The following is a 14279-nucleotide window of genomic DNA, read 5'->3' on the forward strand; positions in this document are numbered from 1 at the left end:
GCGGCCGCCGCCGAGCGCAAACGCGAGCGGGCCGGTGAATGGCGGGAACGGGAACGCGGGCGAGGCAGGGAAACGGATTCGGTCATGGAGTCGGATTACAGGCCCGCGCAAGCGGAACCGGATGTCGAACGGAATCGGTGACCGGCCATTGTCGCATGACAGATCGCCGATTCGGCCGGTCGGATGCCGTCTATTCGTCGCCCGGCACGCCGTTGCCTTCGTCGAAGCGCGTCACGCACGGCAGCGCGCGCAGCTTGTCGCAGATCGCGCGATATTCGAGGTCCGATACGCGCGCGAGTGCGATGCGCACCTCGTCGTGCTCGCCCGTGTCGTCGGCGCGCTGCACGATGAACTGCTTCACGCGTGCGCTGTCCGGGCCGAGCGCCGCGTGCAGCGAATCGAACGTCAGCGCGCCGCCGACCACGGTCAGCGTGAACTGGCGGCGCTGGCGCACCGTGAAGTAGCGTCGCTCGAGCGGCTTGATGCCGGCGAGGATGATGAGAATGATCACCGTCGCGGAAATCGACGCGACATAGAGACCGCCGCCCACCGCGAGGCCGATCGCGGCGACCGACCACAGGCTCGCAGCCGTCGTCAGCCCGCGCACGATCTCGCCGCGCAGCAGGATCGAGCCCGCGCCCAGGAAGCCGATGCCCGACACCACCTGCGCGGCAATCCGCGACGGATCGAGCACGACGTGATCGCTGCGGCCGAGCACGTCCGCGAAACCGAAGGCCGACACGATCATGATCAGCGTCGAGCCGACGCACACGAGCATGTGCGTACGCAGGCCGGCCGCCCACGACAGACGCTCGCGCTCGAAGCCGATGACGCTGCCAAGCGCCGCCGCGAGAACCAGCCGCATCACGAGTTCCAGATTGCTGAGCATCGGATTTATCTCCTTTTTTGGTGCCGGCGCCGCGGAATGTTTTATCCTTGGTCCGGCCGCGCCTATTGTCCGGGCCGCGCCGACACGTTCCGATTCAACCGTACAACTCCGCCATGTCCGTTTCCGACTCCGCTTCCGCCCAGGCCGCCCAGTTGCGCGACCATTTTGCGCACGTCATCTTGCCGATCTGGCAAGGTTCAGGGTTCGACCACACGCTGCGGCTACCGTTCGAGGCGGTCGATCCGGCCACTCACGCACCGCTGCCCGTCAGTCGTTATCGCGCGATGGCGTGCGCGCGCCAACTATTCGTGTTCGCGCAGGCCGGCCACACCGCGCACGCGGCCACGCTGTTCGATTCGCTGTGCAGCCGCTTCCGCGATCCGGTCCACGGCGGGTGGTTCTACAGCGTCGACGCGCATGGCGCGCCGCTCGACACGACGAAAGACCTCTACACGCACGCGTTCGTCGTGTTCGCGTGCGCCGCATGGCATGCCGCGTCGGGCGACGCCGCCGCCCGGACAGTCGCCGAGGACACCGCCGCACTGATCCAGGACCGCTTCGCGCCGCAGCGGGGCGATGCGCTGCTCGACGCCGCGCGTCACGCCGATTTCTCGTCGTCGGGCAGCGGCGCGCTGCAAAATCCGCTGATGCACCTGACCGAAGCGTGGCTCGCCGCCGCCGACGCGTTCGGCGACGCGGCCTTCGACGATGCGCTCGCGCGCACCGCGCAGGCCGTCGAGCACACGTTCGTCGATCCCGCGACCGGTTGCGTCGCCGAGTTGCCGCTGGGCGCGGCCGGCAACCGCTTCGAGCCGGGCCATCAGTTCGAATGGTTCTACCTGGTCGATGCGGCCGGCGCGCGGCTCGCGCAAACCGGGCTGCCACGCGCATTGGCGCGCGCATTCGCGTTCGCGGAACGGCACGGCATCGATTCGCAGACGGGCGCCGTGTGCGCGGCGCTCGACGCGCAAGGCGCGTGCATCGACACCACGCAGCGGATCTGGGCGCAGACTGAATACCTGCGCGCGCTCGCGACGCACGGCGGCACGCCGGCGTCCGCACCGCTTGCGCGGCAGATCGAGCGATTCGCCGCGCGCTTCCTGCATCCGCGCGGCTGGTTCGAGTGCAAGGCGGCGGATGGACAGGTGTCGCGCGCGGACATGCCGTCGACCACGCCCTACCACCTCGCGACCGCCTACGCCGCGCTGCCCGCCGCCTCGTAACCCGCGCCGGCGTCGGCAAACGACGACGCACGCGCATCGCGCGCCGTGCGTGCGTCGCCCAGTTCGAACACCGACACCGCCTGCATCAGGTGCGCGGTCTGCTCGTTCAGCGACGCGGCCGCCGCCGCGACTTCCTCCACCAGCGCCGCGTTCTGCTGTGTCAGCTGATCCATCTGCGTAACGGCCTGGTTCACCTGCTCGATGCCGACGCTCTGCTCGACCGACGCCGCCGTGATCTCCGACATCGTCTGCACGACGCGCGTGATCGATTCCGACACGGTCCGCATCGCATCGCCGGCGCGCTCGACGAGTTCCGAGCCTCCGTCGATCTGCGCGACCGATTCCTCGATCAGGGCCTTGATTTCCTTCGCCGATTGCGCGCTGCGCTGCGCGAGCGAGCGCACTTCTCCGGCGACCACCGCGAAGCCGCGGCCTTGCTCGCCGGCCCGCGCAGCTTCCACCGCTGCGTTCAGCGCGAGGATGTTGGTCTGGAACGCGATACCGTCGATCACCGAGATGATCTCGGCGATTCGCCCGGAGCTCTGCGCGATCCCGCGCATCCGGTCGATCACGCTGTCCACCACGCCGCCGCCATGACGCGTCGCGTCGAGCGCCGCGTCGGCCAGCGCGCTGGCTGCGCGCGCGCTGTCGGTGTTCTGGCGGACGGTCGCCGTCAGCTCTTCCATGCTCGCGGCCGTTTCCTCGAGCGACGCGGCCTGCGTGCCGGTGCGCGCGGACAGGTCCGCGTTGCCGCCGGCGATCTCGCCCGCACCGAGGTGGATCGCGTCGGACGCCTGACGCACGGTTCGCACGGTGTCGGCGATGCTCGCCTGCATCGCGGCGAGGCCGCGCAGCATCCGGTCGATTTCGAACACGCCGCCTGCTCGCACGGCTTCGTCGAGCCGACCTTGCGCGATCCGCTCGAAGTGGCGGCCGGCTTCGTCGAGCGGCGCGACCACCGCGCGCCGCGCGGCCGCGTAAATGGCCGCGCTCGCCGCGAGCATCGCCACCAGCAGCACGATGCCGACCCACTTGAACCACTGGATCCCGCCGTCGATCGTGTCGAGCGCGGCGCGGCTCGATGCGCCGCCGTAGTCGGCAAAACGGTGCAGTTCGGCGATGTACGCGTCCTGGAAACCCTGCGTCGGCTGGTCGAGGAATGCCTGGATGTTGCCGGCGTCGAGGAACTGCACGAGTTCGCCGAGCGCGCCCCGCAGTGCGCGATAGCGCTCGGTGAGCGCGGCGACGCGCGCGCGGTTGGTTTCGTCGACGGCGTGCGCGGCCGTCAGCGAAGCGAACGCCTTGTCCGCTTCGGCGAGCGATGCGCTGGCGTGGCGGATGATGTCGTCGGGCTTCGGGCCGCCGCGCACCATGCGCGTGCCGGCGCGCGACAGGTTCACGCGCGCGTCGAGCAGGCGCTCGGTGGCCTGGCTCGCCGCGTCGACCTGCGCGATCGCGACGTTCGACAGATCGTCGACGCCGCTGCGCGTCGACGCGAGTGCCCAGAAGCCGAGCGCCTCGATCGCGAACAGAAACAGGCAAAACACGGTCAACACGCCGAGCAGACCCGACGCGAGCTTGATTTTTCCGAACATGGGGAGATTTCCTGGAGAGCCGACGATGGAGCAATGACGCATGCCCCGGCATTAGCGGCATTTCTTCGTCGGACTTTAGGTGTGCGCGGGCAACGGGTGCGAAAAGGGGCGCAGGTATCCGTGCCGACGCGCCGTCATTCAGGTCGAATCGCCGTCAAACGCACGCAACTCTGCTGTTCGACGCAATAATCGACGCGCATCGCGTCCGCAATTGCACGAAAAGCGGATGAATTTCCTTGCTTATCCGCAGCCCCCTTCCTAGAGTTCAGCGCAAGCGGACACGCATTGCGAGGCAACTCGATGACGGATATCACGGACCACGCGCGCGGCGCATTGCGCGCGCAACCGTTCAGCATGTTGCTGGGCACGAAGCTGATGCATATCGGCGACAACGAGGTGTCGCTGTGCCTGCCTGTGCGGGACGAACTGCGGCAGCAGCACGGCTTCGTGCACGGCGGCGTGATCGGCTATCTCGCCGACAACGCGCTGACGTTCGCCGGCGCGCTCGTGCTCGGCCCGCGCGTGATCACCGCCGAATACAAGATCAACTATCTGCGGCCGGCCGTGAACGGCACGCTGGTCGCGCGCGCGAAGGTCGTGTACGCGGGGCGGCACCAGGCAACCTGCCAGTGTCACGTGTTCGTCATCGACGGCGATCACGAGCGGCTCGTCGCGATCGCGCAAGGCACGATCAATCGTGTCGGCGACGGGAAGATGCCGGATGCGCCGGAGGAAAAGGCTTGACGTGGTGTCGGGCCGCCGCGCCGGTGATCACGTGACGGGCCACAGGCAACGCGATGTCGCACCGGCCGGCCCGGTCGCTTCATGCCGACACGGGCCTATCCCGTTCCATCCGCCTTCAACGGCATAAATCGCGGCGCCACGCGCGCCCGGACGTTGCCGGCCGCATCGGTACGATAGATCCCGCGCGCCGCATTGTGCGGATGCGTCACCGCATCGGCCACGCTCAGCACCGGTGCGAAGCATGCGTCCGTCCCTTCGAGCAGCGCGCGCCAGTGCGCGGACGGCAGCTGCGCGAACACTTCGGCGAATCGCGCCTTCAGCGCCGGCCAGCGCGCGCGGTCGTACTGCGACGCCGGATCGACGTCGGTCAACCCGAGCCGCTCGATCAGCAGTGCATAGAACGGCGGCTCGAGCGCGCCGATCGTCACGTATTCGCCGTCGGCGCAGCGATACACGTCGTAGAACGGCGCATCGTGGAAGAGACTGGGCTGCGCGCCGTCGAGCTGCCCGTTCGCGCGTGCCCACAATGCGAGCGAGCCGAGCATCGACACGATGTCGACGATCGCGCCGTCGACCACACGCCCCGGTCCGCCGCCGCGCACGTCGAACAACGCGCAGACGATTCCGAACGCAAGCCCGAGCGCGCCGCCCGCGTCGCCGACGACGGTCGGCGGCACGCCGGGTCGTCCGTCGCGCGGCGCGGACAACGAAAGCAGCCCTGTCAGCGCCACGTAGTTGAGGTCGTGTCCGGCAGACGATGCGAGCGGGCCGTGCTGGCCCCAGCCGGTCATCCGTCCGTACACGAGCTTCGGATTCGCGCGTGCGCAATCGTCGGGACCGAGGCCGAGGCGCTCCATGACGCCGGGCCGCAGGCCTTCGATCAGCGCGTCGGCCTGCGCGATCAGCGCGAGCGCCGCGGCGTGGCCGGCCGCGGTTTTCAGATCGAGTTCGACGACGGTCTTGCCTTCGCGGAGCAGGTCGCCGTCGCGTCCGTGCAGCGCGGCGGGCGCGCTGGTGCGGCCGGCCGGTCGCGCGATCAGCGTGATGCGGGCGCCCATTCCGGCCAGCATCCATGCGGCGAGCGGGCCGGGGCCGAGGCCTTCGAATTCGACGATATGGACGCCGGAGAGCGGAACACCAAGCGACATACGATTCTCCTGTCGGCCTACGTTAGCGCTTTAGCGCTTACGTAGGCCCCATGCTTCGCGGTCGGCCTACGTTAGCGCTTTAGCGCTTACGTAGGCCCCATGCTTCGCGGTCGGCCTGCGCTAGCGCTTTGGCGCTTACGCAGGCCCCATGCTTCGCGGTCGGCCTGCGCTAGCGCTTTAGCGCTTACGTAGGCCCCATGCTTCGCGGTCGGCCTACGTTAGCGCTTTGGCGCTTACGTAGGACGCATCCTTCGCGGTCGGCCTGCGCTAGCGCTTTGGCGCTTACGTACGCCCCATGCTTCACAGTCGGCCTGCGCTAGCGCGCCAGCCCCGCCGCCTGCATCAACAAAAAATCCCTGCACAGCGCGGTTCGCCGTGCAGGGATCGATTACCGGTCGCCGCCGCTGCGTCGCGGGGGCGCCCGACGCGCGTCAGAACGCATCCCCCGGCACCCGCACCCAGCCTTCCATCAGCACGCGCGCGCTGCGGCTCATGATCGCCTTCGTCACCGTCCATTCGCCGTTCTCGAACCGCGCTTGCGCGCCGACGCGCAGCGTGCCCGACGGATGGCCGAAGCGCACCGCGTTGCGTTCGCCGCCGCCCGCCGCGAGGTTGACGAGCGTGCCGGGGATCGCTGCGGCCGTGCCGATCGCGACCGCCGCCGTGCCCATCATCGCGTGGTGGAGCTTGCCCATCGACATCGCCCGCACCAGCAAATCGACGTCGCCCGCGTTCACGCGCTTGCCGCTCGACGCGACATAGTCGGCCGGCTTCGCGACGAACGCGACCTTCGGCGTGTGCTGACGCGTCGCGATCTCGTCGAGCGTGTCGATCAGCCCCATGCGCAGCGCACCGTGCGCACGGATCGTCTCGAATTTCTCGAGCGCCTTCGGATCGCCGTTGATCGCATCCTGCAATTCCGTGCCGGTGTAGCCGATCGCTTCGGCTTCGACGAAGATGGTCGGAATCCCCGCGTTGATCATCGTCGCCTTCAACGTGCCGATGCCGGGCACCGCGAGATCGTCGACGAGATTGCCGGTCGGAAACATCGAGCCGCCCGCGCCTTCTTCTTCCGCGGCCGGGTCCATGAACTCGAGCTGCACTTCGGCGGCCGGGAACGTGACGCCGTCGAGCTCGAAGTCGCCCGTCTCCTGCACCGCGCCGTTCACGATCGGCACATGCGCGATGATCGTCTTGCCGATGTTCGCCTGCCAGATCCGCACGGTCGCGATACCGTCGCGCGGCACGCGCGACGCGTCGACGAGACCGCCGGCGATTGCGAACGGGCCGACTGCCGCCGACAGGTTCCCGCAATTGCCGGTCCAGTCGACGAACGCCTTGTCGATCGCGACCTGCCCGAACAGGTAATCGACGTCGTGGCCGGGCCGCGTGCTCTTCGACACGATCACGGTCTTGCTGGTGGACGACGTCGCGCCGCCCATCCCGTCGATCTGCTTGCCGTACGGATCGGGGCTGCCGATCACGCGCAGCAGCAGCGCGTCGCGCGCGGCGCCCGCTGTCTGCGCGGCATCCGGCAGATCCTGCAGCCGGAAAAACACGCCCTTGCTGGTGCCGCCGCGCATGTACGTCGCAGGAATCCTGATTTGAGGAATGTGAGCCATGTTTTGTGTTGTCCCTGTATGACCGGGTCAAGCCGCCTGCGACGATTCGAGGAAGTCCTGCGCGAAACGCTGCAGCACGCCGCCCGCTTCGTAAATCGACACTTCCTCGGCCGTATCGAGCCGGCACGTCACCGGCACTTCCACGCGTTCGCCGTTCTTGCGATGAATCACGAGCGTGAGATCGGCGCGCGGCGTACGCTCGCCGATCACGTCGAAGGTCTCGGTGCCGTCGATGCCGAGCGTCGTCCGGTTCGTGCCCGGCTTGAACTCGAGCGGCAGCACCCCCATCCCGATCAGGTTCGTCCGATGGATCCGCTCGAACCCTTCGGCGACGATCGCCTCGACGCCCGCGAGCCGCACGCCCTTCGCGGCCCAGTCGCGCGACGAGCCCTGACCGTAGTCCGCGCCGGCGATCACGATCAGCGGCTGCTTGCGATTCATGTACGTCTCGATCGCTTCCCACATCCGCATGACCTTGCCGTCCGGCTCGACGCGAGCGAGCGAGCCCTTCTTCACCGCGCCGTCGACGACGGCCATCTCGTTCACGAGCGTCGGGTTCGCGAAGGTCGCGCGCTGCGCGGTCAGGTGGTCGCCCCGGTGCGTCGCGTACGAGTTGAAGTCTTCCTCAGGCAGCCCCATTTTCGCGAGGTACTCGCCGGCCGCGCTGCTCGCGAGAATCGCGTTCGACGGCGACAGATGGTCGGTCGTGATGTTGTCGCCGAGCACCGCGAGCGGGCGCATGCCCTTCAGCGTGCGCGCGCCGGCCAACGCGCCTTCCCAGTACGGCGGACGGCGGATGTACGTGCTCTGCGGGCGCCAGTCATACAGCGGCGCCGCGCGCTCGAGCGCACCGGCCGGGCGCGCGAACATCGGTTCGTAGACCTTGCGGAACTGTTCCGGCTTCACGCTCGACGCGACGATCGCGTCGATCTCCTCGTCGGTCGGCCAGATGTCCTTCAGCGTGACGGGCGTGCCGTCCTGGTCGTGGCCGAGGACGTCCTTCTCGATGTCGAAGCGGATCGTGCCGGCGATCGCATACGCGACGACGAGCGGCGGCGACGCGAGGAACGCCTGCTTCGCATACGGATGGATGCGGCCGTCGAAGTTGCGGTTGCCCGACAGCACGGCGGTCGCGTACAGATCGCGCTCGACGATCTCCTGCTGGATCTTCGGATCGAGCGCGCCCGACATTCCGTTGCAGGTCGTGCACGCGAACGCGACGATGCCGAAGCCGAGCTTCTCCAGCTCCGGCAGCAGGTTCGCTTCCCGCAGATACAGTTCGACCGCCTTCGAGCCCGGCGCAAGCGAGCTCTTCACCCACGGCTTGCGCGTGAGGCCCTTCGCGTTCGCGTTGCGTGCAAGCAATGCAGCCGCGATCACGTTGCGCGGGTTGCTGGTATTCGTGCAGCTCGTGATCGCGGCGATGATCACCGCGCCATCGGGCATCTCGCCCGGCTTCTCCTCCCACTGGCCGGCGATCCCGCGTGCCGCGAGATCGGACGTCGGCAGCCGCTTGTGCGGGTTCGACGGGCCCGCCATGTTCCGCACCACGCTCGACAGATCGAACGTCAGCGTGCGTTCGTACTGCGCGTGCGTCAGCGTGTCGGCCCACAGGCCAGCCGTCTTCGCATACGCTTCGACCAGCTTCAGCTGCTCGTCGCTGCGGCCGGTGAGACGCAGGTAGTCGATCGTCTGGCCGTCGATGAAGAACATCGCGGCCGTCGCGCCGTACTCGGGCGCCATGTTCGAAATCGTCGCGCGGTCGCCGAGCGTCAGGCTCGCGGCCCCTTCGCCGCGGAATTCAAGATACGCGCCGACAACCTTCTCCTTGCGCAGGAACTCCGTCAGCGCCAGCACGATGTCGGTCGCGGTGATGCCGGGCTGGCGCTTGCCGGTCAGCTCGACGCCGACGATGTCGGGCAGCCGCATCCACGACGCGCGCCCGAGCATCACGTTCTCCGCCTCGAGCCCGCCGACGCCGATCGCGATCACGCCGAGCGCATCGACGTGCGGCGTGTGACTGTCGGTGCCGACGCAGGTATCCGGATACGCGACGCCGTCCTGCGCCTGGATCACCGGCGACATCTTCTCCAGATTGATCTGGTGCATGATGCCGTTGCCCGGCGGGATCACGTCGACGTTCTCGAACGACTGCTTCGTCCATTCGATGAAATGAAAACGATCCTCGTTGCGGCGATCTTCGATCGCGCGGTTCTTCGCGAACGCGTCCGGATCGAAGCCGCCGCATTCGACGGCGAGCGAGTGATCGACGATCAGCTGCACGGGCACGACCGGGTTGACCTTCGCCGGGTCGCCACCGCGCTCGGCGATCGCGTCGCGCAGGCCCGCGAGATCGACGAGCGCCGTCTGGCCGAGGATGTCGTGGCACACCACGCGCGCCGGAAACCACGGGAAGTCGCGTTCGCGCTTGCGCTCGATGATCTGCTTCAGCGAATCGGCGAGGATCGCCGGATCGCAGCGCCGCACGAGATTTTCGGCGAGCACGCGCGACGTGTACGGCAGCGTGTCGTACGCGCCGGGTGCGATCGCTTCGACCGCGGCGCGCGCGTCGAAGTAGTCCAGCGACGTGCCGGGCAGGGGTTTGCGGTAGGCGGTATTCATGATGTGGGGCGGAATTCGGGGTGAGACATGCCGCGCGCACCGGCCGCCCGCGTCACGGGCGCCGGCGCGCGCGGCGGGCGTTTCAGCGCTTCTCGATCGGCACGAACTGCAGGTCTTCAGGGCCGGTGTAGTTCGCGCTCGGACGAATGATCTTGTTGTCGATGCGCTGCTCGATGATGTGCGCGCTCCAGCCGGACGTGCGCGAGATCACGAACAGCGGCGTGAACATCGCGGTCGGCACGCCCATCATGTGATACGACACGGCGCTGAACCAGTCGAGGTTCGGGAACATCTTTTTCGCGTCCCACATCACCGATTCCAGGCGCTCGGCGATGCTGTACAGCTTCAGGTCGCCTGCTTCCTTCGACAGCTTGTGCGCGACGCCCTTGATCACCTTGTTGCGCGGATCGGAAATCGTGTAGACCGGATGACCGAAGCCGATCACGACTTCCTTGTTCTCGACGCGGCGGCGGATGTCGGCTTCGGCATCGTCCGGCGAGCTGTAGCGGCTCTGGATTTCATACGCGACTTCGTTCGCGCCGCCATGCTTCGGCCCGCGCAGCGCGCCGATCGCGCCGGTGATCGCCGAGTAGATGTCAGAGCCCGTGCCCGCGATCACGCGGCCCGTGAACGTCGATGCGTTGAATTCATGCTCCGCGTACAGGATCAGCGACGTGTGCATCGCGTCGACCCACGACTTCGACGGCGTCTTGCCGTGCAGCAGGTGCAGGAAGTGGCCGCCGATCGAATCGTCGTCGGTTTCGGTCTCGATGCGCTTGCCGTTGTGCGAGAAGTGGTACCAGTACAGCAGCATCGACCCGAGCGACGCCATCAGGCGGTCGGCGATATCGCGCGCGCCCGGCAGGTTGTGATCGTCCTTCTCCGGCAGCACGGTGCCGAGCACCGACACGCCCGTGCGCATCACGTCCATCGGATGAGCGGAAGCCGGGATCTGCTCGAGCGCAGCCTTCAGCGCGCTCGGCAGGCCGCGCAGCGCGCGCAGCTTGGTCTTGTACGCAGCGAGTTCGGTCAGGTTCGGCAGCGTGCCGTGCACCAGCAGGTGCGCGATTTCCTCGAACTCGCACGATTCGGCGACGTCGAGAATGTCGTAGCCGCGATAGTGCAGGTCGTTGCCGGTCTTGCCGACCGTGCACAGCGCCGTGTTGCCGGCCGTCACGCCCGACAGCGCCACCGACTTCTTCGGCTTGAATGCGCCTGCGGCGGCCGGTGCTGCTGCGTCTTTCGTCTCGCTCATGTTTCCGTTCTCCAATGGGGATCAATCTCCGCCGGGGCCGGCGCTGCAACGCGCGCCCCGGCTTCATGCAATGCGTTCCGGGAACCGCGTCCCGGCGCGCGGGCGCGTTACTTCTTGCCCTGCGCGAACAGCTCGTCGAGCTTTTGCTCGTATGCGTGATAGCCGAGGAAGTCGTACAGCTCGGCGCGCGTCTGCATCGTCGGCACCGCGGCCTTCTGCGTGCCGTCGCGGCGCAGCGTCTCGTAGAAATTCAGCGCGGCCTTGTTCATCGCGCGATAAGCGCCGCAGCAATACAACGCGATATCGACGTTCGCCTCGCGCAGTTCGTCGACCGTAAAGAGCGGCGTCGAACCGAACTCGGTCAGGTTCGCGAGAATCGGCACCTTCACCGCGGCCTTGAATCGGCGGTAGTCGTCGAGCGTCTTCATCGCTTCCGGGAAGATCATGTCCGCACCGGCTTCCACATATGCGATCGCGCGCTCGATCGCCGCGTCGATCCCTTCGGCGGCGGCCGCGTCGGTGCGGGCCATGATCACGAACTGGTCGTCGGTGCGCGCATCGACCGCGGCCTTCACGCGATCGACCATTTCCTCGGTCGGCACGACTTCCTTGCCCGGGCGGTGGCCGCAGCGCTTCTGGCCGACCTGGTCCTCGATGTGGACGGCCGCGACGCCCGCGTTGATGAACGAGCGGATCGTGCGCGCGATGTTGAACGCGCCGCCCCAGCCCGTATCGATGTCGACGAGCAGCGGCAGGTCGGTCGCGTTGGTGATCCGGTTCGCGTCGATCAGCACGTCTTCCATCGTGCTGATGCCGAGATCGGGGATCCCGAGCGAATTCGCGGCGACGCCGCCGCCCGACAGGTAGACGGCCTTGAAGCCGACGGCCTGCGCCATCTTGGCCGCGTACGCGGTGATCGCGCCGACCACCTGCAGCGGCTGCTCGGCCGCGACTGCCGCGCGAAACTTCGCGCCGGCGCTTTGAAGATGCGTGTTGCTCATGAACGGCCTCCTGAAGGAACGACCATCAACAGCAAGGACCGGGCCAGCGCATCAAACGCCGCTAACCCACTGATTCTTAAGCAACCGGCGCGCGAGTGGTTTCGTCCGGTGATTTCAATTCGGCAATTTCATGTTTCAAAAATGAAATCCCGCGCGCATAATCGGTCGCCATGGACCTTTCCTCGACCAAGCCCGTCGGCGTGGCCGACCGCACGGTGCGCCCGCGCATCTGGGCAATGGGCATCAGCCGCCTGCGCGACCTGTTTCGCGAGATCGCCGGCGAATTCGACGAGCGCGCCGACGTGCGCATCGTCACGCGCGCGTACGAAGACGCGCTGAGTGCGATCGCCGAGGCCGGCACCGCGCGGCCCGACGTGATCGTGGCGGCCGGCTCGAACGGCGGCTTCCTGAAAACGCGGGCGCCGGTGCCGGTCGTGGTCGTATCGCCGACCGGCTTCGACGTGATGCAGGCGCTCGCGCGCGCGCGGCGCGACGCATCGCGAATCGCGCTCGTCAGCGCCGGCGAGACGCCGCCGGAAGTGCGCCGCTTCGTCGCCGCGTACGGCCTCGACGTGCAGTTTGCGTCATATCAGTCCGCGCAGGAAGCGGAAGCCTGCGTGCACGACCTGCACGATCGCGGCATCGAGACGATCGTCGGCCCGGGCCTTGTCACCGATCTCGCGGCGAGCGCCGGCATGGGCGCGGTGTTCCTGTATTCGCATGCGTCGGTGCGCCAGGCGGTCGAGACGGCGCTCGAAGTCGCGTATGCGACGCACGCCGAGGCGTTTCGCCGCCAGCGGCTCGACAACCTGCTGCAGCATCTGCGCGACGGTGTGGTCGCGCTCGATGCGCGCGGCCGCGTCGAAGCGATCAACGAGCGGCTCGCGTCGGCGCTCGGGGTCGAACCGGCGGCGGCCGTCGGGCGCGCGCTCGTCGACCTGCGGCCCGAATTGCGCACGCTGCGCGGCGAGGACGGCGACGCGCTCGCGACCGTGCGCGGCGTGCGCTACGTCGTGCATCGCGGGCCGCTCGTCGATCGCGGCGTGACATCGGGCAGCGTGCTGACGTTCCAGGAGTCGCGCGCGGTCGAACGGCTCGATCGCGCGCTGCGCTCGCAGCCGAACACGCAGCAGTTCGCGGCGCGCTACGCGCTCGACGACGTGGTCGGCGCGTCCGCGCCGATGACGCGCGTGCGCGATCTGGTGCGCCGGTACGCGAAATCCGATGCAACCGTGCTCGTGCTCGGCGAAAGCGGCACCGGCAAGGAAATGATCGCGCAGAGCCTGCATGCGCTGTCCGCGCGAAGCAGCTATCCGTTCGTAGCCGTCAACTGCGGCGCGTTTCCGGAAGCGCTGCTCGAGAGCGAATTGTTCGGCTACGAGGAAGGCGCGTTTACCGGAGCGCGGCGCGGCGGCAAGACCGGGCTGTTCGAGGCCGCGCACCGCGGCACGCTCTTTCTCGACGAAATCGGCGAAATGCCGCCGTCGCTGCAAAGCCGGCTGCTGCGCGTGCTGCAGGAGCGCGAGGTGATCCGCCTCGGATCCACCGAGCCGATCCGCATCGACGTGCGCGTGATCGCCGCGACACACCGGCCGCTGCTCGCGGCCGTCGAGGCCGGTACGTTCCGTGCGGACCTGTATTACCGGCTCAACATCCTGAACATCGGCCTGCCGCCGCTGCGCGAGCGTGCCGCCGACATTCCCGCGCTCGCGGCCACGCTGCTCGTGCAGGCGGCACGGCGCGAGCCACGGCTCGCCGAGCGCGTGCGCGAGGTCGGCGATGCGATGCGCGTGCTCGACGCGGCGCGTGCGACGCTCGCGCGGTATCGCTGGCCGGGCAACGTGCGGGAACTGCAGAACGTCGTCGAGAGAATCGCCGTGGAACTGGCCGAGGAAGTCGACGACGGCGACCCGCACGCCGCGTGCCCCGTGCTCGCGGCCGATGCGCTGCAGGCGATCGCGCCCGAACTGTTCGCAGGAGCGGCTGGCGGGCGCGACACGGCCGAAGCCGCCGATGCGCACACGCTCCATGCGCGGCGCCGCCGCGCGGAAGCCGACGAGATCCGCGCGGTGCTCGACGCGTGCGGCGGCGACCGCGATCGTGCATGCGCGATGCTCGGCATCAGCAAAACGACGCTGTGGCGCAAACTCTCGGCGAAATAGATGCGGATTCGGCGCGCG

At 68.1% G+C, this 14279-nt stretch carries 10 protein-coding genes; 3 read left to right on the forward strand and 7 right to left on the reverse strand.

All coding sequences use genetic code 11. From position 1 onward, the window contains the following. Positions 1-190: 190 nt before the first annotated feature. Positions 191-889, reverse strand: coding sequence for an MgtC/SapB family protein (locus tag KDW55_RS17205; protein WP_040138839.1), 699 nt, complete (start codon positions 887-889; stop codon positions 191-193). Between the two features lie 113 nt (positions 890-1002). Between KDW55_RS17205 and KDW55_RS17210 the strand changes: the two genes are divergently transcribed. Continuing rightward, a complete protein-coding gene (locus tag KDW55_RS17210; RefSeq protein ID WP_212161404.1) occupies positions 1003-2112 on the forward strand; it encodes an AGE family epimerase/isomerase in 1110 nt (369 codons plus the stop codon). On the opposite strand, the gene KDW55_RS17215 is transcribed toward KDW55_RS17210, so the two are convergent. Next, complete coding sequence (locus KDW55_RS17215; protein WP_209825333.1) at positions 2085-3707, reverse strand: methyl-accepting chemotaxis protein; 1623 nt, start codon at positions 3705-3707, stop codon at positions 2085-2087. The genes KDW55_RS17210 and KDW55_RS17215 overlap by 28 nt on opposite strands. 300 nt (positions 3708-4007) lie before the next feature. On the opposite strand from KDW55_RS17215, the gene KDW55_RS17220 reads away from it, so the two are divergent. Beyond that, positions 4008-4451, forward strand: a complete 444-nt coding sequence (locus tag KDW55_RS17220) for a PaaI family thioesterase (RefSeq protein ID WP_209825332.1) — start codon at positions 4008-4010, stop codon at positions 4449-4451. 95 nt (positions 4452-4546) lie between these two features. Here the strand turns inward: KDW55_RS17220 and KDW55_RS17225 are convergent, their stop codons facing one another. The 5 genes from KDW55_RS17225 to prpB form a co-directional block, all read right to left on the reverse strand. Beyond that, on the reverse strand, positions 4547-5599 hold the full coding sequence (locus KDW55_RS17225) for a CaiB/BaiF CoA-transferase family protein (RefSeq protein ID WP_059548400.1): 1053 nt from the start codon (positions 5597-5599) through the stop codon (positions 4547-4549). 431 nt (positions 5600-6030) lie between these two features. Then, positions 6031-7221 carry a 2-methylaconitate cis-trans isomerase PrpF gene (prpF, locus tag KDW55_RS17230; RefSeq protein WP_069243410.1) on the reverse strand — a complete coding sequence of 397 codons (1191 nt, stop codon included), beginning with the start codon at positions 7219-7221 and terminating at the stop codon, positions 6031-6033. 27 nt (positions 7222-7248) lie between these two features. After that, positions 7249-9843, reverse strand: a complete 2595-nt coding sequence (acnD, locus tag KDW55_RS17235) for a Fe/S-dependent 2-methylisocitrate dehydratase AcnD (RefSeq protein ID WP_040138845.1) — start codon at positions 9841-9843, stop codon at positions 7249-7251. An 82-nt stretch (positions 9844-9925) separates the two neighbouring features. Next, the gene (gene prpC, locus KDW55_RS17240; RefSeq protein ID WP_040138846.1) at positions 9926-11098 is read right to left on the reverse strand and encodes a 2-methylcitrate synthase; all 1173 of its coding nucleotides are present in this window, start codon (positions 11096-11098) and stop codon (positions 9926-9928) included. Positions 11099-11205: 107 nt separating this feature from the next. Further along, positions 11206-12099: a methylisocitrate lyase gene (gene prpB / locus KDW55_RS17245; RefSeq protein WP_069243412.1), complete on the reverse strand. Its 894-nt coding sequence runs from the start codon at positions 12097-12099 to the stop codon at positions 11206-11208. Between the two features lie 170 nt (positions 12100-12269). Between prpB and prpR the strand changes: the two genes are divergently transcribed. Then, positions 12270-14261: a propionate catabolism operon regulatory protein PrpR gene (prpR, locus tag KDW55_RS17250; RefSeq protein WP_212161402.1), complete on the forward strand. Its 1992-nt coding sequence runs from the start codon at positions 12270-12272 to the stop codon at positions 14259-14261. Positions 14262-14279 lie beyond the last annotated feature (18 nt).

Origin of the sequence: Burkholderia sp. AU19243 (genome assembly GCF_018148075.1) — a bacterium.
Lineage (GTDB): Bacteria > Pseudomonadota > Gammaproteobacteria > Burkholderiales > Burkholderiaceae > Burkholderia > Burkholderia latens_A.